We start from the raw sequence: 24,378 nt of genomic DNA, 5'->3' as shown, positions 1-24,378 counted from the left end.
GCACGAGCGCCGTCGTGCCCGACACGACGCCTGTTTCCACAAGATCGTTGCCGTAGGGCGTCAGGCGGAGCTTGATGCCGGGCGCGACCTTCTCCAGGCGCGCCACGACAGCGGGGACCAGGACGAACTCGACATAGCCGTTCGGCGCGATGGTGAAGAGCCGTTCGGCCTGTGCGGGATCGAAGGCCTGCTGACCGAGGACCGCGTCGTCAAGCTGCGCGAGTGCCTCGGCGATCAGCGGTGAGAGTTCAAGCGCGATCGGGGTCGGCTGGATGCCGTAGCGCTCGCGGACGAACAGTTGGTCCTGAAGCATCAGTCGTAGACGCGATAGGGCATTAGACAGGGCGGGCTGTGTCATGCCCATTCGCTCGGCGGCCCGCGTGACGCTGCGCTCCTCCATCAACGCCACGAAGATCGGCAGCAGGTTCAGATCGTAGCGCACGCAGTCATCCTGTCAGACGTATATCTGACATTAGAAAGATAAACTTCTAGAATATATCAACTAGGCCCATTTCCCATCCATCGGCGACGGGCGCCGCGAACATGGAGGTTCAGATGAGCAAGGGTCAGGTTCTCGTTCTTGGATCGAACGCGACACAGCTCGGTCTGCGTGGCGGCAGTACCGCAACGGTCGGTCAGTATCTCAACGAAACGGCAGTCCCCGCGCTGGCACTGCTCGACGCCGGCTATGATATTGTTCTCGCTACGCCCAATGGGACCAAGCCGCACATCGATGCCGGTTCCGACACGAAGGACCACTTTGGCGGTGATGAGGCGGCATACCAGCGCGCCAAGGACTTCTTCGCCAGCCACCCGGCCATGAACGACGTCCGCACGCTGAAATCGGTCGTCGACGAGGGTCTGGACGGCTTCGTTGGCGTGTTCGTGCCGGGAGGTCACGCGCCCATCGTCGATCTGATGCAGGACCGCGATGCGGGCACGATCCTCCGTCACTTCCACGCGGCGGCCAAGCCGACCGCGCTCCTCTGCCACGGACCGGTGGTCGTTGTTTCTACGCTCGACGATGCTCCGGCCTTCCGCAAGGCGCTGGAGGAAGGCGATGACGCCGGGGCGGCCGACCTGGCGCGAGACTGGATCTACTCAGGCTACCGCATGACCGTCTTCTCGGCGAGCGAGGAGAAGATCGCTGAGGAGCAAGTGCTGAAGGGCGAGCTCTTCTTCGACATGGAAAAGGCGCTGCGGTCGGCCGGTGGCGACGTCTCTGTCACCGACAAGAACTTCGCTTCGAATGTCGTCGTGGACCGGGAGCTGATCACGGGTCAGAATCCGGCGTCGGACCAAGCCATGGCCGACGCTTTGATCGAAGCCCTCGATCGCGCCGCTGCGTGAGTACCAGGATGACGGGCGGGGCGCTCAGGATGCGCCCCGCTTCGGATATAACCAGGACAGGATATGGTGCCATGACCGCCAACGTGAAGATCGTCGCCGTCCTAACCGCCCGTGCGGATACCGTCGACCGCCTGCGCGCTCTGCTCGACGCCATGCTAAAGCCAAGCCGTGCCGAACCGGGCAATTTGCGCTACGATCTCTGGCAGGACCAGAGCGATCCGAACCGCTTCGTCCTCGACGAGCTGTACGCGGACGCGGATGCGGTTACCGCCCACCGCGCGACGCCCCACTTCCAAAACTACCTCTCTCAGATCGGCGATCTGGCCGAGCGCGCCACGTTTGTCCTCAACCCCGTCTCCGCGACCTAAGGGTGCTGCCATGGGCAAGCTTAAAGAATGGGTGGGGTCGGCGCTGCTGGCACAACCGTTCTACATAGAGGAGCTGCGGATGATCGGCCTGTTGGCACCTGCGCTTCGCGCGGGCCTTATCGGCCTCGTTCATCCACGCGGCTACCGCTGGCGCGGGGCCGCGACGCAGCGAAAAATCAACATCTGAAGTGAAGGAAACACAGTCATGACCAAAGGTATCGAAGGCAAGGTTGTTCTCATCACCGGCGGGAGCACCGGCATCGGCGCCGAGACCGCGCGTCTTCTCGCCGAACGCGGTGCGAAGGTCGCCATCGCCGCACGGCGCAAGGACAAGCTCGACGAGGTCGTCGCGCAGATCGCCGAGAACGGCGGAACGGCACGCGCCTATGCGCTCGACGTCACCGACAAGTCGGCGGTCCAGACCGTCGTCGCCGCGATCGTCGCCGACTTCGGCCGTCTCGACGTACTGATCAACAACGCCGGTCTGATGCCGATCCGTCCGATGGCCGAGGTCAACACCGACGAGTGGGACCAGATGATCGACGTCAATTTGAAGGGCACGCTCTACGGCATCGCCGCGGCTCTTCCCGGCTTTCTGGAGCAGGGCAGCGGCCACATCATCAACCTGAGTTCGGTCGCCGGCATCAAGGTCTTCGCCCCGGGCGGCACGGTCTATTCCGGCACCAAGTTCGCCGTCAGCGCGATCAGCGAAGGTCTTCGCCAGGAGGTGGGCGAGAAGGTCCGCGTCACGTCGATCGAGCCCGGAGCCGTCGAGAGCGACCTGAAGTTCACGACGTCGGGTACGGCTGCTGAGACGGTGCTGGACTTCTACAAGCAGGCCATCCCGGCGGCATCGGTGGCGCGTGCTATCGCGTTCGCTGTCGAACAACCTGATGACGTCGACGTCAACGCGATCGTCATCCGGCCGACCGCACAGCAGTTCTGATTTCGACGAGGAGGCGGGGCCGCGTTTGCTCCGCCTCATGGGGAACGTAGCGGCCCGCTCTTCCGTTACTCTGCCGAATAATGACTGTCGGTTTCACTTGAGGAGTCATTTATGCCCAAACTTGCCCTGTATGTACCACTGAAGGCCAAGCCCGGAAAAGAGCGTGATGTCGCCAATTTCCTGACCTCGGCATTGCCGCTCGTTCAAGCTGAGGCGGGCACTCTGACCTGGTATGCGATCGAGGAAGGTCCCGGTGCGTACGCGATCTTCGATACGTTCGACACAGAGGAGGATCGGCAAGCCCATCTCGACGGCAAGGTTGCCGCCGCACTGATGGACAAGGCAGAAGAACTTTTTTCTGAACCGCCGCAAATTCACAAGTTCACCCTGCTGGCCGCGAAATAGCCGAGCGGTCGGCACCCTAAGCTGCTGTCTGACTGCAGGGTAAGGTTCGTGTTTCTATCCGGAATGGGTGGCCCGGCCGTATCGGGAAATGAATAGATGAATATGGCAGGTCATCCGCAATAGTGGATGACCTTGTCTTCTGCACTTATCATATCTCTGAATTTAACGATAAGGCGCCGTTGATGGGTCGCGACGTGACGGCACCATTCGTTCGCGGGAGGGTGCCGAACGCGAGCGATGACTTGCCCGAGCCCGATATGCCGGTGAACACCACGAAGGCGTCGCGCGGTACATCGACGTCAATATTTTTGAGGTTATTCTGGCGCGCGCCGCGAACCTGCACGCAAGCGGGCAGCCCCGTATGCCCATGATCGGTGGCCGGCGTCGTCGCGTGAATATCCTTGCTCTTCAATTCAGTCTTCCTGCCCTATCCGCCCGTGCGGCCCGTGGTTCATCACAGTCGGGGAACAGATGAATGCTTTTCCGACTCAATACATCCAAAGGTCAGGCTGGCCCGATATTCGGCACCTTTGAAGTATTTTTCCAGCAGTGGACAAAGGTTACGATAAAACCATTTTCCCTGTTGGGTCGCGCGACGAGGCCACACACACTCCGCTGGTAAGCGCCTGGGCTGGGCGGCCCTGGTCCGTGCCGCTATCGGCATGTAACGACCGTACTTCGGCGCTTGTTACCGCATCGCGACGCGTTGCCCATTTGCCAGAGCGCGCTTCATCATGGCCGGGGTCGGGCCATGATGACGGCCGAGTTGTCGATCCGAGCGCCTCGCGCCGCTTCGGATCGGCGGGTCAGTAGTGAATGACCGTGCGGATCGACTTGCCTTCGTGCATCAGTTCGAAGGCCTCGTTGATCTCCTCCAAACCCATCGTGTGGGTTACGAATGGGGCCAGATCGATATCGCCTCTCATCGCATCCTCGACCATGCCGGGGAGCTGTGTCCGTCCCTTGACGCCACCGAAAGCGGACCCCTTCCATACGCGGCCCGTGACGAGCTGGAATGGGCGGGTGGAGATTTCCTCGCCCGCGCCGGCAACGCCAATCACGATCGACTGACCCCAGCCACGGTGCGCTGATTCAAGCGCGGCGCGCATGACGTGGACGTTGCCGATGCACTCGAAGGTATGATCGATGCCCCAGCCCGTCATCTCGATCAGCACTTGCTGGATAGGCTTGTCATGGTCCTTGGGGTTGATGCACTCGGTAGCACCGAACTGGCGTGCCAGCTCGAACTTGGATGGATTGGTGTCGATGGCGATGATGCGACCCGCCTTCGCCTGGCGCGCACCCTGAATCGCCGCGAGGCCGATGCCGCCGAGGCCGAACACGGCGACCGAGTCTCCCGGCTGGACCTTGGCGGTATTGTGGACTGCGCCGATGCCGGTCGTGACGCCGCAGCCGAGCAGGCAGACATGTTCGGGGTTTGCCTCGGGATTGATCTTGGCGAGCGAGACTTCGGCGACGACAGTATATTCACTGAAGGTTGAACAGCCCATGTAATGATAGAGGGGCTGACCATTGTAAGAAAAGCGCGTGGTCCCATCGGGCATCAAGCCCTTGCCTTGCGTTTCGCGGACAGCGACGCACAGGTTGGTCTTGCCCGACAGGCAGAAGTCGCACTTGCCGCATTCGGCGGTGTAGAGCGGAATCACGTGATCGCCCGGTCCGACGCTGGTGACGCCTTCTCCGACCTCGACAACGATGCCCGCGCCCTCGTGGCCCAGAACCACCGGGAAAACACCCTCCGGATCACTCCCCGCCAGCGTGTACGCGTCGGTGTGGCACACACCGGTGTGCGTCACCCGTATGAGGACTTCGCCTTTCCGGGGTGGGGCGACATCGATCTCGACGATTTCGAGTGGCTTGCCCGCCTCGAAGGCTACAGCGGCGCGAGATTTCATGTTGGGATACCCTCGTTGAGTTAAACCGATTGCTGGTGCGAGGCCGTCGCGTCAGCGCAAATTCGTGGGGGAGCGATCGCTCACTCCCCCCGGTATGCAGGTCAGACCGTAACGACGACCTTGCCGACCTGGTCGTTCGATTCGAGGAAGCGGTGAGCGTCCTGGATCGCGTCGAGCGGGAAAGTGCGCGCGATCCGCGGCTTGAGCGCGCCCGATTCCAGACCCGCCACGATGAACGCCTTGGCGCGATCGAGGGCGGCATCGTCCGAGACGATCTCGCTGTAGAGATACCCCTTGAGCGTGAGACTCTTGCCCAGCACGGAGAACAACGGGAACGGCGTCGGTTCGCCGCTGAGCGCGCCATATTCGAGCAGGATGCCGCCGCGTGCCATGCTCTCGGTCAGCGGCTCGAACGACGGGCCTCCGACCGGATCGAGCACCACGCGCGCACCCTGACCATCGGTTATCTCCATCACCCTCGCTACCAGATCCTCTTCCCCGGTCGCGACGACATGATGTGCACCGGCATCGATCAGGGCCTGGCGCTTGGCGCCGGTACGCGTCGTCGCGATTACCGTCGCGCCGACCATCCGCGCAATCTGGAAGGCAGCAAGGCCGACGCTGCTGGAGGCAGCAGTGACGATGACGAAATCGCCCTCGCCGAGTTTCGCCTGCTCCACCAGCGCACCCCAGGCGGTGACATACTGCATCCACACGGCCGCCGCTTCCTCGAACGTCAGCGCCACCGGATGCTTGACGACGAGGCGGGCGGGCACGTTGGCGACCTCGCCATAAGTGCCCCAGCGCGCGATATCGAGCGGGGGGATGACGCTGACGGCTTCGCCTTCCGCAAACCCGGTCACGTCCGCGCCGACCGTAACGACAGTGCCGGCAGCCTCATAGCCAAGGCGGCTCGGGAACTCGGCTTCCTGAAGGTAGGCATGGTTGCGGAACATCACCTCGGCGCGGTTTATGCCTATCGCCTTCACCGCGATCTGCACTTCGTCGGCCGCGGGCGCGGGGACTGCCACATCTTCAATCCTGAGGACGCTGGCGTCGCCATATTCGTGGATGCGGACGATGCGGCTCATTGTAAAATCCTTGATTATTGAATGATCGTTCTGTAAGGAGACGGACCACCCGTTTCAAGATATTATTTATCGATCGTTCCATATCGTGCACGAAAGATGACAGAGACGAAAGCCCGTCGCCGCGCAGGTCGCCCTCGTGTGTTCGACACTGACGCTGCGCTCGACAAGGCGGTGCGGCTGTTCTGGCAGCGCGGCTACGAGGCGACATCGATGGCCGATCTGGTGGCGGAGACTGGCGTCGCCGCTGCCAGTCTCTATGCAGCGTTTGACAACAAGGCGGGGCTGTTTGCGGCGGTGATCGAGCGCTACGCCGCGACGTTCAGCGTCCACCTCTATTCACCCATCAACGATCCGGCGTTGTCCACCTACGAGGCCGTCAAAGGCCTGCTGGAACGAGCGGCGTCATCATTCTCGGAACCTGGAACGCCGGCCGGCTGCTTCATGTATTCGGCAGCGGCAGCCGTTTCGCCGGCGTCCGCCGCCATCGAATGCCTGCTGCGCGACAAGCGTATCGCGGCGGAGGCTCTCCTGATCGAGCGTCTGCAACGCGGCGCCGCGCAGGGCGAGCTTGCGGCCAACACCGATCCGGCCGTGCTAGGCAAATTCATCAATACGGTCATGGAAGGCATGTCCGTTCAGGCGCGCGACGGCGCTACGATCAACGAACTGCTCTCCATCGCCAAAATGGCACTCGATCGATGGCCGGCCGCGATATGATCGTTACATGGTGGTCATCTGCCAATCCGCCTCCCGCGACCGAACAGTCGAACTCATCTCATTGGACGAAAGCACATGAAACACGTGACATTGCTCGGCGGGGAAGTGGTTCCTTCAATGGGTCAAGGCACCTGGAAGATGGGTGAACGTGCTGAGCGGCGATCCGATGAGATCGCCGAGCTACGCGCCGGTGTCGAGCTAGAGCCGCCTCGACGATCCGCTCGAACGTCGCCAAGGCGTCTTCGGCGAGGTCTCGCAGGATCACAGATCGGTCTGCTTCTACCCTCTCGGAAGGATTCGTCGCCACTGGTTCGCCCCCTCAATGCATTCTTAGAAGCAAGTTGAGCTCAGACGGTGGTTGATCGCAAGAACTTACGTGTCGCGCGCGCCTTGATGTGTGCCCACAGGCCAATCCGATTTTAAGGTCGCCACCTTGGTGACGGACACGAGGCCTTGAGGCCGGAACGCGACGGCCCGTGCTCCTGATCTTGGCAGCCGGCGCTACGCGTCGATTAGGAGATACATATACCACGATACCCCACCTGCGGGAGCGTCAGCACGGCGTTATTTTACCGCAAATTTCGCTCCCATCTTACGCGACAAGGGTCACGCCGGAGCGATCGGCAAGCGCCTTGAAGCGCATGGCGAGCCCCGGATCACCATCGATGCCAGACGTGCTGACCACGCTTAGCGCACCAGGCGGCACGCGATCGCCGAACAACATCATCGCCTGCGACGAGGGATAGGGGCGAGACTCCCAGACCATCCCATGCGTGGCGGCGTCTTTGCGATGCAGTGCCGCAGACCAGCGCCGCGTGTCCGGAAATTCGCGCGCGGGCGTGTCGATCAGCTGGGTACGGGCGACGCCCAGCTTCATCAGATCGGGCGCGAGAAAGGAGCGAAGCACCAGCGGGCTGGCGACCCGGAGTACCGAGCAGCGAACATCGGCAAGCCTGCTCAGCGCAAAGGTCTTGAAGGTCTGCGTGGAATCGAGATCGTGGAAGATCGTATCGTACACCGCAGCCTCAAACCCGTCTGCGGCATAGGCCGTCGGCACCCGCTTGCGCACCGGGCCGATCGGCGCGAAGCGCGAAGCGCCGAAACCCGGATTGAACGCGTCTCCGGCAAGCTTCTCGGCGTGAATGCGCCAAAGCACCGTCCCCACCGGTAGGTCGGTAACGTGGGTCGGGAAGGCGGTCGGCGGTTTCGCAACGATGCCTGTCGGAGCGAGGGCCGTCACCCGCTGATCTCATCACCTTCGTGGGCTGCCGCCTCGAGAACGGCTGCTGGTTCGTCGAACCGCTCAATGGGTGCGGGACCACCAAGCCATGAGTTGGACGATACGAACCAGAAAGCAACTTGCCATGGCGTGCGGTTCGCGGGGAGGGCCGCGAGAACCTGCCGGATTAGCGGAAGGGGTTTGCCGTCGGCATCGAACTGGAACGCGGGAAAGCGATCCTGCCCCTGATAGGGGACGGCGAAGACACGGGCCTGCGCCTTCCAGCGCGCGGCCGTCTGGTGGCGGTTCTTGGCTTCGTGCCCGGCGCGCGCGGCAACCTCGACCGAGGTAAGCGTCTCGACCTCCTGAAGGAAGCGCTGCCGGATCGCGGTGTTATCGGCCGCGACCGCAGTGTGAAATTCCGCCATCGGGTCATGCGTGTCGGCCAACACATCGAGGAGCTGCTCGATCTTGCGCTCGAGGTGTCGGGTGCGAATGTCGGGCAGCAGCTTGTCGACGATGGCGTAGAGCGCCTGCCGATCCGGATCAGTTGCAATACCGGCTTCAGCTAGCTGCTCCAGCGCGTGATCGACGGCGGTGCGATATTGTGCGGAGAAGCCCTCAACCGTGGGCGCTATATATAAGGTTTCGTCGACCGTAGGCGCCGGCTCGGATCCACGCTGTTTGGCTGGCTTGTTGCGTGCGGTCTCGACCAAGCTGGCGAACACCAGATTGGCAAAGGCACCCGGATCAACGGCGTTGGCGAGGGTCGCCATGAGCAGCTCCTACGGTTAGTCTAGCTAACATATAAGCGATCTAACCGGCTTCGTCACCCTCATTGTATTTTCCGGTAACCCCTCTTCCTGGAAAAAGAGAGTGGCCGGGCAGGGCGCGTGTTGGTTCTCCTGAAACGGGACGCTGGATATCGCACTGCTTCGGATGAGCCGGTCAGCCGCCTAATTGCGGGTACGGCCCGCCTATGACTGGCCATCACTGGAATGGCTGCTCGCTAGCACGCCGAAATGGGTCCAGGCGATGTTGATCCAGAACTGCAAGGACTGGTTGGCGCCGCTGCGCGCTCGTGGCCAATGCACCATCGGCAAATGGGACTGGACGTTGCCGACATTCTGGCGCAGTTTCATGCGTGGCTCGCCGAGCCGAAGCACGCCAGCGCGAGCGGGTGTCGCTGATCGGGTGAGTGCCGGTAGAGCGGCCTAAGTGCTTCCGCCGCAGAGCAGATTTGCTAGTCCGATAACATAGATTATGTTAAGCATCTGAGCGATATTTTCCGCGGGCTCCCGTCACTGCAGCGCCTCCGTCCAATCACTTCAGCCTGGAGCCACCGTCAGCATGCTCCTGTCGGGAAGGCTCTCAAGAAGGTCCGCTTCGGCTCGGTTCGGACCGCTTACGACGCTATTCACGCCTGCAACGCCGGTCCGAGCTTCCCGCATGCCTGCCCTGCCGCGCTGGTTCACGCAGCCCGCTCCTGCAAGCCGCAGGAGGTGCAGGCCGGGAGGTCGGCCATGAGCTCCAAACATTGATTGCGCTCTGATCGAGGAAGGACCGACGGAACAGAACGGAGCGACGAGATTAGAATCCCTCACCGTGCCTGAACGAGGCACGGCAGGACGAGGACGAACCTGATGAACGAGAACAACCTGAAGAAGCTGGTCGCGCAAGGATTGTCCGCGATGCGGGCCGGCAGCGACGTCGCCGCCAAGGCGACCGACGAGATCAACAACGACGCGCGCCACCCGGCGCTGCGATCCGCGCTCGAAGAGGGCAACCGGACTTCCCGCCAATGGGCGGACCGCATCCGTCGCGCCGCCGAGCAGGCGGGCCCGGCCGATCAGCAGGACAACCCTGTGCTCGAAGCGCATTACGAGGTGAGCCGCAGGATCCGCGAAGCGGCACCGGACGATGCCTCACGCGACCTCGGCATCATCGCCAGCGGGCAGCTCGCGCTTCATTACTGGATCGCTTCGTTCGGGACCATGGCCAATTACTGCCGGCAGACCGGCATGGACGATGCGGCGCGCGACATGAAGGCGTGCGCGGACGAGGCCAAGCAGGCCGACGAAAAGCACAGCCAGCTCGCCGAGCAGTTGCTGTCTGAAGGCTGAACCGGTGCCGGCCCGCCTTGCTACCGACGACTGGCCAACCGGCATGATCTTACAACAGGAGATAATTGGTGCTTGAGCAACGAAAGCTGGGCGACGGGCTGCGCGTATCTGCGCTGGGCCTCGGTTGCATGGGCATGTCCGAATTCTATGGGCAGGCCGACGAAGCCGAGGCGGTCGCGACCATTCAGCGCGCGATCGATCTCGGCGTGACGTTTCTGGACACCGCCGACATGTACGGGGTAGGCCGTAACGAGGAGTTGGTCGGGCGTGCGATCCGCGATCGCCGCGACGCGGTGGTTCTCGCCACCAAGTTCGGCAACGTTCGCGGCGAGGACGGCACCTTCAAGGGCGTGTGCGGGCGCCCGGATTACGTCCGCTCCGCCTGCGAGGCGAGCCTGCGACGGCTCGGCGTCGAGACGATCGACCTCTACTATCAGCACCGCGTCGACCCCGACACGCCGATCGAGGACACGGTGGGCGCGATGGCCGGGCTGGTCCGCGAGGGCAAGGTGCGCCACCTCGGCCTCTCCGAAGCGGCGCCCGCCACGGTCAGGCGCGCGCACGCCGTGCATCCGATCGCGGCGCTGCAGACCGAATATTCGCTGTGGAGCCGCGATCCCGAGGGCGAGATCCTCGACACGGTGCGCGAGCTCGGCATCGGCTTCGTGCCGTACAGCCCGCTCGGCCGCGGTTTCCTGACCGGCGCGATCCGGCGGGTGGAGGATCTCGCGCCTGACGACTATCGCCGGCACAGCCCCCGCTTCCAGGGCGAGAACTTCCAGCGCAATCTCGATCTCGTCGCGGCGGTCGAGGCGATGTCGCGGGAGAAGGGCTGCACCCCTTCCCAGCTGGCGCTCGCCTGGGTGCTGGCGCAGGGCGAAGACATCGTGCCGATCCCGGGCACCAAGCGCCGCGGCTACCTGGAGGAGAATGTCGGCGCGCTCGACGTGACGCTCACCCGAGGCGAACTGGAGCGGCTCGACCGCGCGGCGCCGAAGGGGGCAACGGCGGGCGAGCGCTACGCCGCGCCGCAGATGCAGGCGCTGAACCGATGAGCGGGAGCGACGGACACGGCCTTGCCGGCCGCGTCGCGATCGTGACGGGCGGCGGTCGCGGGCTGGGCCGCGCGATGACGCTCGGGCTGGCGCAGGCCGGCGTGCGGGTCGTCGCCACCGCCGCGCGCGAACTCGCCGAGGTCGAAGCGGTCGCACGGGAGGCAGAGCGGGCATGCGGCGACGATCGGGTGCGGCCGCTGCTCGCCGACGTGACGCGGGTGGAGGATTGTGCCGCAGTCGTGCGCGCGGCGCTCGTGCGCTTCGGCCGGCTCGACATCCTGGTCAACAATGCCGGGCGCGGCATGAAGTATGTGAGCGACACCTTCCTGACAGAACCGACCCGGTTTTGGGAGGTCGCCCCCGACACTTGGCGCATGGTGACCGACACCAACGTCAACGGCCCGTTCCTGATGGCGCGCGCCGCCGTCCCCGCCATGCTGGAGGCGGGATGGGGCCGAATCGTCAACATCTCGATGAACCGCGAGACGATGCGACGGCGCGGCTTCTCGCCCTACGGCCCGTCCAAGGCGGCGCTGGAATCGGAGACCGCGATCTGGGCGCAGGACCTTGCGGACAGCGGCATCACGGTGAACGCGCTCCTGCCGGGGGGCGCGACGCTGACCGGCATGATTCCCGAAGGACTGCCGGATAGTGCACGCGACGGACTGCTGTCGCCCGAGATCGTGGTGCCGCCCTTGCTCTGGCTCTGCTCTGACGCTGCCGCGGCGGTGACGGGTAAGCGCCTGGATGCCCGGCGGTGGATGGGAGAGCAGCCCGGAAGTCAGCGCACAACTGACACGCTGGAGGATGTAGGCTGTTAGGGCAGACCACAGGACATATCCGCTCGGCCAGCCGTGGTCTCTTCGTCCTTTTGTGCGATATCCCTAGCGACAGGTCTTCTGCTAACCGAGACGGTAAAGGACCTGAAATTGGCCGCACGAAGCCGGGATCAAGAGATCCCGGCCCACTCAGCCTACCAAACAGCGGTCGGCCGCACGCTTCGTCCGCCAGCTTTGCAGCAGCTCGATCTGTCTCTCGTGCACCTCGTCGATAACTGGTGGCTCGGCCTGACAGGTTGCACCGGCCGCCACGACCTGAGATTCCGTTTTGTATCCCTTATCGCTGTTCATGTGATCTAGGAGTGCGCGCAGCATCTGCCGCCCTCTTACCACGCGGCTCTTGATTGTGCCGACGGGAACCTGCTCGATTGTGGCTGTCTCCTCATAGCTCAATCCCTCGATCCCGATGAAATTGATGCACCGCTGCTGCTCAGGCGTCAGGCGCGGCCATAGACGGCGAACATCGCTCAGCGTCACAACGGATTCCTGGTTCGACGCCACCGGAATGTCGGCGAGTTCGGCGGTCTCGCTAACTTGTACCGTGCCTCGACGGCGTACCTGCGAAAGAAATGAGTTGCGAAGGATCCGGAAGGTCCACGCCTTCATATTTGTACCGGCTTCGAAGGATGCGCGGCTGCGCCAGGCTTTCAGCACGGTTTCCTGAACAAGGTCCTGTGCAGTATCGGGATTCCTGGCCAGCGATCGCGCATAGCGCGCCAGACTAGGCATAAGCGCGCTGAGCTCGGCACCGAAGTCCGACCAGCCCTCAGATGGCAGATGCGGCTCGTCAACCGTTTGTTCGGACACGCGGAACCCCTCGCTCAATCGAACCGGTCAGCTGCTTTGGTACCAACCGGTTTACTTTCGGAAAACGCCAAGCCGATTGGTTCGTTCCGCTCGTCGGAGATGAAATATCAGTAGCGAAACAATCGCGCGCGACTGGGTACATGAAAGGCTGACAACAAGAGGTCAGCGCCGCTGCCTGTTCGCGTACCAAGCGCAGCCGGCAAGGAGTATCGCAGAAGCCATCAGGATTGCTCCAACAACATCATGGTCGTGCTGGAGGATCGCGCCGGCGACCAGCAGGCCGGCGGACAGGACGTTGGGATCTGCGCCCCGGGGCAATGCCGGTGGTGAGGAGACGGCACCTTTCTGCAACTCGATCGGCAGCGCACCCGACCGCGCAACCCGCTCGGCGAAGGCCACCAGCTCGGGCGAGGCGGCGGCCAGACGGCCAAGGCTTGTCGCCAGCCGGCGTCCGCCACGCTTGAGGCCGGCCGGGCCGATCCGCTCCCGCAGCAGTTCGCGCGCGATCGGTGCGGCGCGCGCGGTGATGTCAAAGCCGGGATCGAGCCGTCGCACGAACCCTTCGGCGATCAGCAAGGTGCGCAGCAGCAGGGCGAGGTCCGGCGGCAGCGCCAGACGATAGGTTCGAAGCAGCGCGAACACGCGGCCGAAGATGTCGGCGAGCTCGATCTGCTGGAGTACCGCCCCGCGGAACTGGCCGATCAGCGCGTCGAGGTCGCGGGTCAGCGCCTGGCGATCGACATCGGTCTCGCCCGACCATTGCAGCAGTACGTCCGTCACCGATCGTGTGTCCTCACCCGCGATGGCAAGGACGAGCGTGACAACCTCGTTCCGCCGGGCGGGACTGAGCACGCCGACCGCCCCGAAGTCGATGAACGCCAACGACCCGTCGGCCAGAACAAAGACGTTGCCGGGATGGGGGTCCGCGTGGAACCGACCGTTGAAGATGATCATCCGCAGCACCGCATCGGCATATCTGCCGGCGACGTCAGCACCGCCCTCACCCGCCACGTCAAGAACCTCGCGGACGGGCATGCCGTCAAGCCGCTCCTGCACGTTGATCCGGCGGCCGACCTGATCCCAGTAGAAGGCCGGCGTCCGGACGCCGAGCGGCTGCAGGAACGCGCCGATGCTCTCGCAGGCTGCCGCTTCTGCGCTGAGGTCCATTTCCTGCGACAAGCTCTCCGCGAAAAACCGCAGCAGTTCGTCGGGCTTGAGGCGGCGGATCTCCGGTGAGTGCCGGGCCGCGAGCCGCGCGATGCGGCGGAGCAGCCGTAGGTCGGCATCGACGCGTTCCGCGATCCCCGGCCGGCGTACCTTGACCACGACCTCGGTCCCGTCGCGCAAGGTTGCAGCATGAACCTGCGCAATCGACGCCGCCGCGATCGGCTCGCGGTTGAAGTTCGCGAACACATCAGCGATCGGGGAGCCGAGCGCGGCCAGGATCGTCGGCTCCAGCGCCTCGAACGGCAGCGGGGTCACGCGATCCTGCAGCGTCGACAGCGCCCGCACCCATTCCGGCCCGAGCAGGTCTTCGCGGGTGGCGAGCACCTGCCCCAGCTTGACCGCGACAGGTCCAAGGTCTCGCAGCAGCGCGACGACCCGCTCGGGCGTACCGAGGTCTACCGGCTGCTCTGAGCGACCGGGCAGCAGGCCCAGGCGCGAGGCGAGCCCGTTCAGCCCATGGCGCCCCATGATCTGGATGAGCTCGGCCAGCCGCGCGCGCTCACCGATTTGAGACTCGTCGTCGGTGGTGGGCATCACGCGCTGCAACCATCCTCCTGCCGCGGGCGGCAGCCATCGAGGAACAGGTCGATGCCGCGCGAAATGCGATCCCGCGCTGCCTCGTCGTATGCTGGAGGAGACAGCCCCAGCGCTGCGCGGCGCATGGGTGCGACCACGACGAGCGTGACGAACTGCTCGGCAGCGAACACGGGGTCCGCCAGCGACAGTTCTCCCTTCGCATCGGCGTGGGCGAGGATCGACGCCACCCATTGGACGGCCCGCTGGTAACCGAAGTCATGGATGTTCGCCGCTAGCGCGGGAAAGCGCACGGCTTGCGCGATGACGACGCGTTCCATGGACGCGATCCGGGGCGTCAGGAGCCACTCGAGCAACCGATCTGCGATCACGCCAAGTCGCGATCCAATGTCGGGTTCGTCGCTGCCCGACGGTTCGAGCGCCCGCAGCTGCGTGTCGATCTCGTCGAGAATGACCGCCTCGAACACACGCGCCTTGCTGCCAAAGCGCGCGTACAGGGTCCGCTTGGAAATGCGCGCCTGTTCGGCGATCATGTCGGCACTGGCGCCGTCGAACCCGTGTTCGAAAAACAGCTCGCGAGCGCTCTTGAGGATGTGCGAGGTCAGGCGGAGCGCATCCTCAGTGGTCGGTCTGCCCATTTTCCTCGGACGCCGACGTTTCTTTTCGTCATCGCTCAATCTCGTTCTCCTGGATCGAGAGTAGCGCGATCCGGACCGGTTGGCGAGAAATCAAACGGAGACGGTCGGTTGCTCACCCGCCAGCGAGATCTCAGCCAATGGCTGTCCTTGTATCGCGGCCGATCACTGCCGTGGCCTCGGCTTGTAGATGGGAAGGGACGGAGCCCCCACGCCCAGTCCCTCCTGATCGATGCGAACGGCCGCATCCCTGACAGCACCGACCTTGTTCCTCGCTGAACGAACCGTTTCACGCAGTTGGGCCTGTTTGGCGGCCGTGCCGCGTATCGTGGGTCGAATAGCCTCTAGCCGAGCCGTGAATCGATCGGCACCGTCTCGGGCTCTCAACAATGTTCGGTTCGCTCTCGCGAGGACGGTCGCGCGGCGTTCGTCCGCTGCCGCTCTCAGTTGTTGGGCGCTGTCGCCGGATCGCTGCAAGGCGTCTCCCACGGCAATCACGCGGCCGCGCGCACCGGTGAGAGCATCGGACGCTGCTCCGGCTTTGTCAGCCCAACCAGCGGAACTCTCCGCGAGCGCCGCCAGCCGATCGCTGGCCCGCTGCTGCTGAGCGGCGTCGAGGTTGCGCGAGACAGAGTCCACGGTGCGGCTGATCTTCTCGACCAGTGCGACGGGGTCCCCTCCGCCGCCAAGGAGCCCGCCTTCCTTGGTGGGGATGACGGGAAGCTCCCCGTCGTTCGCCGCAACGATCGGGGGCGCGCCAGAGGTTGCACCGTCGAGGCTGATGTTCGCGGTGCCGGCCAGTGCCGATCTTGCGATCGACGCTTTCACGCCTGCGACGATGGGGATCCGCGGTTCAAGGCTGACGGTGACGAGAACCGCTGACGGGTCCTCCTTGTCGAACCGTATCGACGTGACGTGACCGGCCGGTACGCCCGAGAAGGTCACCGGCGACCCCTTCTCCAGACCGGCAACGCTTCCGGTAAAGCGGATCAGATAAGGGTTTCCGTCTTCATTGCGTGCATCAAACAGCCAAAGGGTAAAGACGAGGAGCGTACCCAACAGAAGGCTGGTGACCGCGAGCACAAGGAATTTATTCGACCGCGTTTCCATGAGAGACCATAACCATTAGGAAGCCGGACCAAATTTGTAAACCGTACCGTTTCCAAGGTGGCAAGGCCTGATCAGGACGAGGATGGAATCGTGGCTGGAGACTGGAGCCTGCAACCAGGCGACATACCGTGGGGCAACAGGCTTGGCCTGGAGTTGGTTTCGATCGGCGATGGCCTCAGCTCGCTACGTGTCGGTTGGCGTGAGGAGCTGGCCGACGAGGACGAGACTTTAGCAACGGGCGTGTTGACGAGCCTTATCGATCAGGCCTGCGGCGTTGCCGTAATGTCCCGACTGGGAAGGCGATTGGCAATCTCGACCCTCAACCTGAAGGTGGACCATGTGCGGTCCCCCGAGGCGAGATGCTCCGCGACAGCGTGGGCGCATTGTTACGACGCTACCGAGCGCCGTGCGTTCGTACGGACCGAAGTCTGGGATACCGATCCTTCTCACCTGATCGCGACTGCCCAAGGCGTCTTTTCGATCAATCGGGCTGTCGGGCCATGACCGGCTTCGCGCAGCTGCTAGGCTCCATGATTTCAGAGAGCGGTGACGCCTTTGTTTTGACGCCAGTGGAGTACATGATCGGCAGCCCTCTCCTTCCCGCCTTGCATGGCGGAGCTGTGGCATCCTTTCTCGAAGTGGCAGCGAAGCGTGCCCTTGCACGCAAACTTCCGCCCGGGCACTTCCCGAAGCTCATCAGCGTGAACCTCCAGTTCCTTGCCTCTGCTCGGCTGGATGCACTTGTCACGACGCCGAAGGTCAGGCGTGTCGGACGTCGGATCGCAGTCGTTCACGCCGAAGCATTCCGCCGCGAAGATCCAGCGGCTGTTTGTTTCGCGCAGCTTGAGTTTGCTGTGCACGAGCCCATCAGAGTGGGTGGCAGTGCCGATCGCCACATACTATGATACGGTCCGGTTTACATACGTTAGGGTTGCTGAGTGGCTGACGAGCATGCTGAAGATCGAGGCGGCGATGCGCCGCATGACGACCGGAATGCGCATTCCCAGCCAGAAGCTAGGTCGAAGGACGGTGTCGAGGAGAACGACGGCGTAAAGAAGCCCTCGCTTCTCGAGCGCTATCCGATCATCCGCTACGTCCTCATCGCCGCGCTCGTTGCGGGCATCGTCGCGGCGGTCGTCTGGTACATGAACTACCGCGCGAGCGGCCAATACCTGCAGTCGACCAACAACGCCTATGTGCGCGCGGACTTCGTGACCGTTTCACCGAAGGTGGGCGGCTATGTCGAGCGTGTCCTCGTCGCCGACAACCAGCCTGTCCGCCGCGGCCAGCTGCTCGCCGTCCTCGATCCTCGTGACTACCGCGCCAATGTCGAACAGGCGCAAGCTCAGATTGCCGCGGCCGGCGCCAACATCACGACCGCGCGCCGGACGCTTGACGAGCAGCAGGCCACTGTCGCTCAGGCCGCCGCCCAGGTTGCGAGCGCCGAGGCTGCCGCGGCAGCGGCAGAAAACGAGGTAAGACGTTACGAACCGCTCACTCGGACAGGGGCGGAATCGCGCGAGCGCCTCGCCAACCTCGTCCTGCAGCGTGATCGAGCCGCCGCGGAGCTGCGCGCGCAGCGCGCCGCCTACCTCGCCGCCCGTCGCAGTGTCGCCACACAAGCGGCTCGCATCGGCCAGGCGGAGGCGCAGCGCGGCACCGCGCAGGCGCAGCTTGCGCGCGCCTCGACGGACCTCGGCGCCGTCGAGATCCGCAGCAGCATCGACGGCGTTGTTGCCGACAAGGCGGTCCGGGCCGGGCAATATGTCCAGCCTGCGACCCGGCTGATGTCGGTGGTGCCGGTTGATCAACTCTACATCGAGGCCAATTTCAAGGAGACCCAGGTCGCGCTGATGCGCGTCGGGCAACCCGTGACCATCAAGGTGGATGCACTGGACGGCGCCGAACTGCGCGGCCGGGTTGCGAGCTTCTCGCCAGGCACGGGCGCGCAGTTCTCGCTCATCCCGCCCGAGAACGCGACCGGGAACTTTACCAAGATCGTTCAGCGAGTGCCCGTGCGGATCAGCATTGAAGCGGGGCCGGAGGCGCGCCGGGTGTTGCGTCCCGGCCTGTCGGTCGAGGTTACGGTCGACACGATCAGCGCAAAAGGAAGTCGTGACCGGATCGAACAGGAAACCGAGCGGCTTAAGCACGACGAGACGCAGGGCGGGCGCTGATGGCGGCCGAACGCGCCGGCCTGCGCGACTGGCTCGCCGTCGCAGCGGGCACGATCGGGTCGTTCATGGCGCTGCTCGACATCTCGATCGTCAATGCGGCCTTGCCCACCATCCAGGGCGAGATCGGCGCGAGCGGAACGGAGGGCACCTGGGTCGCGACCGCCTATCTCGTGGCGGAAATCGTCATGATCCCGCTTAGCCCCTTCCTCGTGCGTCTGTTCGGTCTGCGCAACTTCCTTCTGGGTGCGGCGATCAGCTTCACCGGCTTCTCGATCATGTGCGGCATCTCGACGACGTTGCCGATGATGATCGCCGGGCGTGTAGGGCAAGGCTTCACCGGCGGTGCGCTGATCCCGACCGCGATGACCATCATCGCGACACGGCTGCCGCCATCGCAACAGCCGATCGGCACCGCCGCGTTCGGCGGCACCGCGATCCTCGGTCCGGTGCTCGGGCCGATCATCGGCGGCTGGCTCACCGACAATTACAGCTGGCACTACGCCTTCTTCCTGAACGTGCCGGTTTGTGCCGGGCTCGTCCTGCTCCTGCTGTTCGGGCTCAAGCATGAGCGTCTGCGGCTCGACCAGCTGCGCCATGCCGACTGGTTCGGGATCGCAGGGCTCGCAATCGGCCTGGGTGCGCTCACCGTCATGCTCGAGGAGGGGCAGCGCGAGATGTGGTTCGAATCCGCCATGATCGTGAAACTCGCGATCGCCACGGTCTTCGGCTTCGCGCTCATCACGATCGGACAGGTCCGCTCCGCGCATCCGGTGCTCAAGCTGTCACTGATCTTCAGCCGCTCCTTCGGCAGCGTATTCGTCCTCAGCCTCATCATCGGCGTCGTGCTCTACGGGGTCACCTTCCTCATCCCCCAGTTTCTCTCGTCGATGGCGGATTACAGCGCGCTGCAATCGGGCAAGGTGGTCTTCGTCTCCGGCATCCCCGCCCTGATGCTGATGCCGTTCCTGCCGCTCGCGTTCAAATATCTCGACGTCCGGCTGGCGGTCTTTGTCGGCATGACGCTGATCGGCGTCAGCTGCGCGATGGACTGGCATCTCACCGCGCGGTCGGCCGGTGGGGACCTGACGAACTCTCAGCTCGTGCGCGGCTTTGGGCAGATCTTCGCCATGATGTTCCTCAACCAGGCCGCGATCAGCGCCGTGGCGCCCGAAGACGCAGGCGATGCGTCCGCGCTGTTCAACGCGGGGCGAAACCTTGGCGGATCGATCGGCCTGGCGCTGATGGCGACCCTCCAGGACCGGCAGACCTTTCTGCATTTCAACCGGCTGGGCGAAACGGTGTCGGCCAACGCGGCGACCACGCAGGAATGGTTCGCTAAAGCCATGGTCATGCCGTCCGGCGAAGCCGGCGCGTATCGGCAGCTCGCCGGTCAACTTCTCGAACAGGCTACCGTCATGGCCTATAACGACCTGTTTTTTGCGCTGGGCGTCGCGATCGCGATCACGACGCCGCTGGCGCTGTTCCTCCGCCCGATCTCCTCCGACACGCAGATGGCGATGCACTGATGAAGCGACTTGGCTGGGCCATTCTCCCCGCACTCCTGACTGGATGCGTCGTCGGCCCCAACTATGGAGGCCCGCCGGGCGTTGCGAGCGGGGAGCGCGCCGGGTCGACATTTCGCCGCGCGGATCAGGCCGTCACGTCACCGCAGACCCCTGTCGCACGCTGGTGGGAAGGCATGGGCGACGCGCAGCTCACGATGCTGATCGACCGGGCGCTTGCCTCTAATCCGGACGTGGCGATCGCCGAGGCGCGCATCCGCAAGGCGCGCGCCAGCTTGCGCGAACAGCGCGCGAACCAGCTTCCCACCGTCTCGGGGTCAGGGACTGCGATCGTCGCCGATCTTCCCGCCGGCTCGCTCGCGCTGCCGACGCAAGGCGAGCAATCCGATCGTACCAGGGCCGAATTCTACAACGCCGGCCTGGACGCGTCTTGGGAGATCGATCTGTTCGGCGGCCGACGCCGTGCCGCCGAAGGTGCCGAAGCCCAGGCGCAGGCAGCCGAAGCCAATAGGGCCGATGCGCAGGTTCGTCTCTCGGCGGAGGTTGCCCAGAATTATGTGACCTTGCGCGAACTTCAGCAGCGTCTGATCCTGGCCCGCCGCTCCGCAGCGCTTCAGCAGCGATCACTCGCCCTGCTTCAACAGCGTGAGCAACGCGGTGCATCGTCGCGCGACGAGGTGGTTCGGCTCCAGACCGAGCTGACCCGCACGGAGGCCGGGCTGTTGCCGCTCGAAGGGCAGATCGCAACCACGCTCGACCAGCTTGCCCTGCTCACCGGCGACGAACCCGGTGCTCACGACGCCTTGCTGTCTTCCCCCGCGCCGATCCCGATGATCCCGAGGAATGTCGCGATCGGCGATCCGGCCGCCATGCTGCGACGCCGGCCGGACATTCGCGCAGCCGAGCGGCAGCTGGCGGCATCGAACGCGCAGATCGGTGTCAACGTCGCCCGGCAGTTCCCATCAGTCAGCATCATGGGTATCATTGGCCTCGGTGGTCCCAATATTGCCGATGTGATCGATCCTGACAGCGTCGCGGGCCTCCTCCTGCCGCGAATCAGCTGGAGCTTCCTCGACTTCGGCCGTAACCGTGCCCGGGTCGAGCAGGCGCGGGCCGACCGCGACGAGGCGGAAGCACAATACCGCAAGGCGGTTCTCGGCGCGCTGTCGGACGCGGAAAGCAGCCTGACCCGCTTCGGGAATCAGCGCCGGAACCTGTTTTCGTCTATCGAGAGCCGGCACGGCGCCAAGCAGTCAGCGACCTATGCCGGGCAGCGATACGCGCAGGGAGCGATACCGCTGACCACGTCCATCGATGCCGAACGCGCGGCGCTGGCTGCCGACCAGTCGGTGCTGGAAGCCACTGGCGAGCTTGATCGTGCCTTCGTTGCCCTTCAAAAGGCGATGGGACTTGGATGGAGCCAGCCGTGACGGTCTTCCAACTATGCGAGCGGAGGGCGCCGACCGCGTGACGGCTCCGCTTCTGCCGCCCCCTGCCCAGTATCTGCGTGATGACGCGATCAGGGGAGGAATGGACCTGATGTTCTTCGCCCACAGATCCCATCTGGCGCATGCCGACGCCGAACTGGCGACGCGTAACCTCGGGCGGGCGCATCACCGCGCCCTGTATTTCCTCGGCGGGTACCCGGAAATCTCTGTCAGCGAACTGCTGGACGTTCTTTGCGTCTCGAAGCAATCGCTTGGCAGGGTAATGCGGGATCTGATGGATCGCGGGCTCGTCTGCGGCCGTGTCGGGGAGCGCGATCGTCGTCAAAAGCTGCTTTCTTTGACCGATGAGGGGCGAGCGCTCGAAAACGCGCTTTTCGAGGATCTCAGGCGCAACATGGCGAACGCTTACCAAGCGGCAGGAGAAACAGCCGTCACGGGCTACTGGATCGTAATGCAGCAGCTCATGCGCGGCGAAGCACGGGAGCAATTCCGCCGGCTGCACTCCAGGCAGTGATCGCCGCAAACAAGTGCCGGACCAGGTCGAAGGGGGCTTCGTCGACCTGGCCCGGCGGGTATCACCTATCCTGCAAGCCCGGAGGGAGTAAGCGACTTGCCGGTGGTGAGCTCGTTTTCCAGCACAGGGACCGCAGTACCGGCAACCTGCTGCAGCGCCGGGTCGGTCCCATCCTGTGCATAGCCCTTATGCACCGCCCACGCAGCCTGCTGAACCTGCGCCGACTGGGTCAGATACAGGTTGTCGAAAGCGCTCTTCGGCGCCTTCTGGAGCAGCTTTAGGAGGGCGGCGCGGTCGGCGGACAGGTTCGAGGGCGGCGCCTTGATCGTGCGCTGATCATTCTTCAGCGCTGCCAGCAGCGCCTTGTGGCTGCTCTGCGTTTCCGCCAGCACGCGCTTTGCGTAGGCCTTGACGTCGTCCCGCTGCGCGCGCGTCGCGGCGAGCTGCGCGGCCTTGATCTGGTAGAGGTTGGCGTCGGCCGCGGCGAGCACGTAATTAGGGCCGCTCTGGCCCGAGATCGGCGAGACGCCGACGTCGGCGCTGGTCATCGTTCCCGAAGTGGCGGGCGAAACGGCCTGCGCCAACACCGTAACCGGCGCCAGGGTGAGCAGCGCAGCGACAATCGCAATCTTCATAGAGGGCCTCCGTTGGTGTTGTCAGGCATTGACCGAAATCAACCGGCCGAACGATAAAGAAACGGAACGGTTCCCTTTTGCGAAACTGATTTGGCAAACCTATGGGATGGTGGCCGCTCGGACGGCTGGAGGTGCGCGGCGATGAAGAACACGACCGCTCGGGCAACCGTCTCAACGCCGAGTCGGTCGATAGCTGAAGCGGCAGGCCAGATTGCCGGGGCTTTTTTTCGCGAGAACGAACTCTCGAGTGTCTCGATCGTGTCCGCCCTGCTCTGCGTTGCATGCCTTAGTGGCTGCGACCGGACTCCTCGCGAGGCGCCTCCGCGAGCGACGGACACCATCAGCGTGCCCCCGCAGACTTCTACCATGGATGTCCCGATTGTTGCAGACATGGACAAGCTGGCGGCAAGCCTCGAACAGGCGGTTCCGCGTCGCCTCTGGTCGATCGACAAGCCGGGGCAGACCTGCCTCCCGCCGAAAAAGGTCAAGATCCTCTTCGCGAAGATCAAGACGCCCGCGATCCAGTGCCGCATCACCGGCACCGTCGTCCGAGGGCCGCTGGTGCTGGAGGGCTCGGGCAAAACGATCATTGTCACCATGCCGCTTCACGCCGCGATCAGCGCCCGCGACGTGGGCGGCGTGCTCAGCCGGGAAACGGCGGAGGCGGACGCCCGCGTCCGGGCCGTGGTCAGGCTCGACATCGCCCGCGACTGGTCGCCGCGCGCAACGGTGTCGATCGCCTACGACTGGACCGACGAGCCGCACGTCGACTTCCTCGGCCAGCGAATCGAGTTCACCAGCAAGGCCGACGCCAAGCTCGCCGGCGTCGTCGAGCGCCTGGAGCGCTCGCTGCCGCAGGAGCTCGGCAGATTGCAGCTGCGCGAGCAGATCGCGCAGGTCTGGGGGTCGGCGTTCACCTCCGTCCAACTGAACCGGGCGAACCCGCCGGTGTGGATGCGGATCACGCCCCGGCAGTTGAGCTACGGAGGCTACACCATTTCGCGCAACCGGGTGAACCTGGCGCTAGGGATGACGGCGGGGACGGAGACTTTTGTCGGCGATCGGCCGCCTGATCCGCAGCGCCGGCCGCTCCCCGACATGACGCGCACGCAGCCCGGACCCGGCCGCATCCTGTTCGCCATCCCCGTCATCGCCGACTATCCTCAGCTGGAGCCTGTGCTCGCCAAGGCATTGGCGAAGCGTTCCCGCCGGCCCTTCGAAGTGCCTGGTGTCGGGGCCGTGCGCGCGCAGTTTCACCAGGTGACCGTCTACGGCACCACGGGTGACAAGATCGCGGTCGGGCTTCGCTTCAGTGCGGCAGCCGAAGGTGGGGAGCCTGCGCAAGGCACGATCTGGCTTACCGCCACGCCGCGGAACGCCGTCAACGATCGCCGTGTAGCGTTCGACGATCTCACTGTCGCCGGTGTGGCCGACTCGGTCGGGACAAGCCTGCTCCTGAAGCTCGCCAACACTCCCGGCATATCAGGCACTGTGTCAGCCGCGCTGACCCAGAACTTCGAAAAGGATTTCGACAAGCTAATCGGCAAGATCACCCGTGCGATCGACGAAAAGCGGATTGGCGACATAATCGTGCGTGCCCGTGTGACGGACGTGCGGACGGGCCAGTTGAAGGCGGCGGGGCAAGGCGTCTACCTACCGGTATGGGGGCGCGGCACGGCCACGATTAGCCTTGCGCCAGTACGGGCCAGAAATTGAGATCTCGCTGCAGCCTTCACGGC

Annotated in this window: 28 protein-coding genes; 16 read left to right on the top strand and 12 right to left on the bottom strand. The window is 64.3% G+C overall.

The features are described 5' to 3' along the window. Window positions 1–442: LysR family transcriptional regulator (locus GGR45_RS14100; protein WP_183988990.1), on the bottom strand; the 442-nt coding region annotated here is incomplete at its 3' end. Between the two features lie 113 nt (window positions 443–555). Between GGR45_RS14100 and GGR45_RS14095 the strand changes: the two genes are divergently transcribed. From GGR45_RS14095 to GGR45_RS14075, 5 genes are all read left to right on the top strand, one after another. Further along, window positions 556–1,350 carry a type 1 glutamine amidotransferase domain-containing protein gene (locus GGR45_RS14095; protein ID WP_061780455.1) on the top strand — a complete coding sequence of 265 codons (795 nt, stop codon included), beginning with the start codon at window positions 556–558 and terminating at the stop codon, window positions 1,348–1,350. A 71-nt stretch (window positions 1,351–1,421) separates the two neighbouring features. Next, window positions 1,422–1,718: a putative quinol monooxygenase gene (locus GGR45_RS14090; protein WP_043061435.1), complete on the top strand. Its 297-nt coding sequence runs from the start codon at window positions 1,422–1,424 to the stop codon at window positions 1,716–1,718. 10 nt (window positions 1,719–1,728) lie between these two features. Further along, a complete protein-coding gene (locus tag GGR45_RS14085) occupies window positions 1,729–1,905 on the top strand; it encodes a hypothetical protein (RefSeq protein WP_156477766.1) in 177 nt (58 codons plus the stop codon). 18 nt (window positions 1,906–1,923) lie between these two features. Next, entirely contained in the window at window positions 1,924–2,664 is a 741-nt protein-coding gene (locus tag GGR45_RS14080; protein WP_043061436.1) for an SDR family oxidoreductase, read from the top strand. Window positions 2,665–2,775: 111 nt separating this feature from the next. Next, window positions 2,776–3,069, top strand: a complete 294-nt coding sequence (locus GGR45_RS14075; RefSeq protein ID WP_037093999.1) for a putative quinol monooxygenase — start codon at window positions 2,776–2,778, stop codon at window positions 3,067–3,069. Window positions 3,070–3,217: 148 nt separating this feature from the next. Here the strand turns inward: GGR45_RS14075 and GGR45_RS14070 are convergent, their stop codons facing one another. The 3 genes from GGR45_RS14070 to GGR45_RS14060 all read right to left on the bottom strand — a co-directional run bounded on the left by GGR45_RS14070 (window position 3,218) and on the right by GGR45_RS14060 (window position 6,076). Further along, the gene (locus GGR45_RS14070) at window positions 3,218–3,481 is read right to left on the bottom strand and encodes a hypothetical protein (RefSeq protein ID WP_043061437.1); all 264 of its coding nucleotides are present in this window, start codon (window positions 3,479–3,481) and stop codon (window positions 3,218–3,220) included. Window positions 3,482–3,875: 394 nt separating this feature from the next. Continuing rightward, the gene (locus GGR45_RS14065) at window positions 3,876–4,985 is read right to left on the bottom strand and encodes an S-(hydroxymethyl)glutathione dehydrogenase/class III alcohol dehydrogenase (RefSeq protein ID WP_043061438.1); all 1,110 of its coding nucleotides are present in this window, start codon (window positions 4,983–4,985) and stop codon (window positions 3,876–3,878) included. A gap of 101 nt (window positions 4,986–5,086) precedes the next feature. After that, window positions 5,087–6,076 (bottom strand): zinc-dependent alcohol dehydrogenase family protein, encoded by a 990-nt coding sequence (locus tag GGR45_RS14060; RefSeq protein ID WP_043061439.1) that lies wholly within the window; start codon window positions 6,074–6,076, stop codon window positions 5,087–5,089. A gap of 138 nt (window positions 6,077–6,214) precedes the next feature. On the opposite strand from GGR45_RS14060, the gene GGR45_RS14055 reads away from it, so the two are divergent. Continuing rightward, window positions 6,215–6,793, top strand: a complete 579-nt coding sequence (locus GGR45_RS14055) for a TetR/AcrR family transcriptional regulator (protein ID WP_241769373.1) — start codon at window positions 6,215–6,217, stop codon at window positions 6,791–6,793. Window positions 6,794–7,385: 592 nt separating this feature from the next. Here GGR45_RS14055 and GGR45_RS14050 read toward each other — a convergent pair. From GGR45_RS14050 to GGR45_RS14040, 3 genes are all read right to left on the bottom strand, one after another. Further along, window positions 7,386–8,033, bottom strand: coding sequence for an RES family NAD+ phosphorylase (locus GGR45_RS14050; protein ID WP_043061441.1), 648 nt, complete (start codon window positions 8,031–8,033; stop codon window positions 7,386–7,388). Next, entirely contained in the window at window positions 8,030–8,788 is a 759-nt protein-coding gene (locus GGR45_RS14045; protein WP_052814282.1) for a hypothetical protein, read from the bottom strand. The genes GGR45_RS14050 and GGR45_RS14045 overlap by 4 nt, the downstream gene beginning before the upstream one ends. 201 nt (window positions 8,789–8,989) lie before the next feature. After that, window positions 8,990–9,154 (bottom strand): hypothetical protein, encoded by a 165-nt coding sequence (locus tag GGR45_RS14040; RefSeq protein WP_156477767.1) that lies wholly within the window; start codon window positions 9,152–9,154, stop codon window positions 8,990–8,992. Between the two features lie 501 nt (window positions 9,155–9,655). Between GGR45_RS14040 and GGR45_RS14035 the strand changes: the two genes are divergently transcribed. The 3 genes from GGR45_RS14035 to GGR45_RS14025 all read left to right on the top strand — a co-directional run bounded on the left by GGR45_RS14035 (window position 9,656) and on the right by GGR45_RS14025 (window position 12,011). Then, complete coding sequence (locus tag GGR45_RS14035) at window positions 9,656–10,135, top strand: YciE/YciF ferroxidase family protein (RefSeq protein ID WP_018251269.1); 480 nt, start codon at window positions 9,656–9,658, stop codon at window positions 10,133–10,135. A gap of 68 nt (window positions 10,136–10,203) precedes the next feature. Further along, complete coding sequence (locus GGR45_RS14030; protein WP_030541330.1) at window positions 10,204–11,190, top strand: aldo/keto reductase; 987 nt, start codon at window positions 10,204–10,206, stop codon at window positions 11,188–11,190. Next, window positions 11,187–12,011: an SDR family NAD(P)-dependent oxidoreductase gene (locus tag GGR45_RS14025; RefSeq protein ID WP_018251271.1), complete on the top strand. Its 825-nt coding sequence runs from the start codon at window positions 11,187–11,189 to the stop codon at window positions 12,009–12,011. Before GGR45_RS14030 ends, GGR45_RS14025 begins: the two co-directional genes overlap by 4 nt. Before the next feature lie 147 nt (window positions 12,012–12,158). Here the strand turns inward: GGR45_RS14025 and GGR45_RS14020 are convergent, their stop codons facing one another. The 4 genes from GGR45_RS14020 to GGR45_RS14005 form a co-directional block, all read right to left on the bottom strand. Beyond that, window positions 12,159–12,836 (bottom strand): sigma-70 family RNA polymerase sigma factor, encoded by a 678-nt coding sequence (locus GGR45_RS14020; protein ID WP_237751636.1) that lies wholly within the window; start codon window positions 12,834–12,836, stop codon window positions 12,159–12,161. Between the two features lie 162 nt (window positions 12,837–12,998). Further along, on the bottom strand, window positions 12,999–14,597 hold the full coding sequence (locus tag GGR45_RS14015; protein ID WP_018251273.1) for an ABC1 kinase family protein: 1,599 nt from the start codon (window positions 14,595–14,597) through the stop codon (window positions 12,999–13,001). After that, window positions 14,597–15,274 (bottom strand): TetR/AcrR family transcriptional regulator, encoded by a 678-nt coding sequence (locus tag GGR45_RS14010; RefSeq protein ID WP_145147061.1) that lies wholly within the window; start codon window positions 15,272–15,274, stop codon window positions 14,597–14,599. The genes GGR45_RS14015 and GGR45_RS14010 overlap by 1 nt, the downstream gene beginning before the upstream one ends. A 123-nt stretch (window positions 15,275–15,397) precedes the next feature. Next, on the bottom strand, window positions 15,398–16,342 hold the full coding sequence (locus GGR45_RS14005; protein ID WP_018251275.1) for an MlaD family protein: 945 nt from the start codon (window positions 16,340–16,342) through the stop codon (window positions 15,398–15,400). A 57-nt stretch (window positions 16,343–16,399) separates the two neighbouring features. Between GGR45_RS14005 and GGR45_RS20035 the strand changes: the two genes are divergently transcribed. From GGR45_RS20035 to GGR45_RS13975, 6 genes are all read left to right on the top strand, one after another. Further along, the gene (locus GGR45_RS20035) at window positions 16,400–16,846 is read left to right on the top strand and encodes a PaaI family thioesterase (protein ID WP_051076137.1); all 447 of its coding nucleotides are present in this window, start codon (window positions 16,400–16,402) and stop codon (window positions 16,844–16,846) included. Further along, window positions 16,843–17,247 (top strand): PaaI family thioesterase, encoded by a 405-nt coding sequence (locus GGR45_RS13995; protein ID WP_018251277.1) that lies wholly within the window; start codon window positions 16,843–16,845, stop codon window positions 17,245–17,247. The genes GGR45_RS20035 and GGR45_RS13995 overlap by 4 nt, the downstream gene beginning before the upstream one ends. A 33-nt stretch (window positions 17,248–17,280) precedes the next feature. Next, window positions 17,281–18,519: an HlyD family secretion protein gene (locus GGR45_RS13990; protein WP_018251278.1), complete on the top strand. Its 1,239-nt coding sequence runs from the start codon at window positions 17,281–17,283 to the stop codon at window positions 18,517–18,519. Then, entirely contained in the window at window positions 18,519–20,045 is a 1,527-nt protein-coding gene (locus GGR45_RS13985) for a DHA2 family efflux MFS transporter permease subunit (RefSeq protein ID WP_018251279.1), read from the top strand. Before GGR45_RS13990 ends, GGR45_RS13985 begins: the two co-directional genes overlap by 1 nt. Next, the gene (locus GGR45_RS13980; RefSeq protein WP_030541334.1) at window positions 20,045–21,472 is read left to right on the top strand and encodes an efflux transporter outer membrane subunit; all 1,428 of its coding nucleotides are present in this window, start codon (window positions 20,045–20,047) and stop codon (window positions 21,470–21,472) included. Before GGR45_RS13985 ends, GGR45_RS13980 begins: the two co-directional genes overlap by 1 nt. A gap of 100 nt (window positions 21,473–21,572) precedes the next feature. Then, the gene (locus tag GGR45_RS13975) at window positions 21,573–22,004 is read left to right on the top strand and encodes a MarR family winged helix-turn-helix transcriptional regulator (protein ID WP_018251281.1); all 432 of its coding nucleotides are present in this window, start codon (window positions 21,573–21,575) and stop codon (window positions 22,002–22,004) included. 65 nt (window positions 22,005–22,069) lie between these two features. On the opposite strand, the gene GGR45_RS13970 is transcribed toward GGR45_RS13975, so the two are convergent. Further along, window positions 22,070–22,639 carry a DUF4142 domain-containing protein gene (locus GGR45_RS13970; protein WP_018251282.1) on the bottom strand — a complete coding sequence of 190 codons (570 nt, stop codon included), beginning with the start codon at window positions 22,637–22,639 and terminating at the stop codon, window positions 22,070–22,072. A 258-nt stretch (window positions 22,640–22,897) separates the two neighbouring features. Between GGR45_RS13970 and GGR45_RS13965 the strand changes: the two genes are divergently transcribed. Next, window positions 22,898–24,355: a DUF4403 family protein gene (locus GGR45_RS13965; RefSeq protein ID WP_298090532.1), complete on the top strand. Its 1,458-nt coding sequence runs from the start codon at window positions 22,898–22,900 to the stop codon at window positions 24,353–24,355. Window positions 24,356–24,378: the final 23 nt, after the last annotated feature.

Source organism: Sphingomonas zeae, assembly GCF_014197135.1.
Classification (GTDB): Bacteria; Pseudomonadota; Alphaproteobacteria; order Sphingomonadales; family Sphingomonadaceae; genus Sphingomonas; species Sphingomonas zeae.
This window is presented reverse-complemented; position numbering and strand designations above follow the sequence as displayed.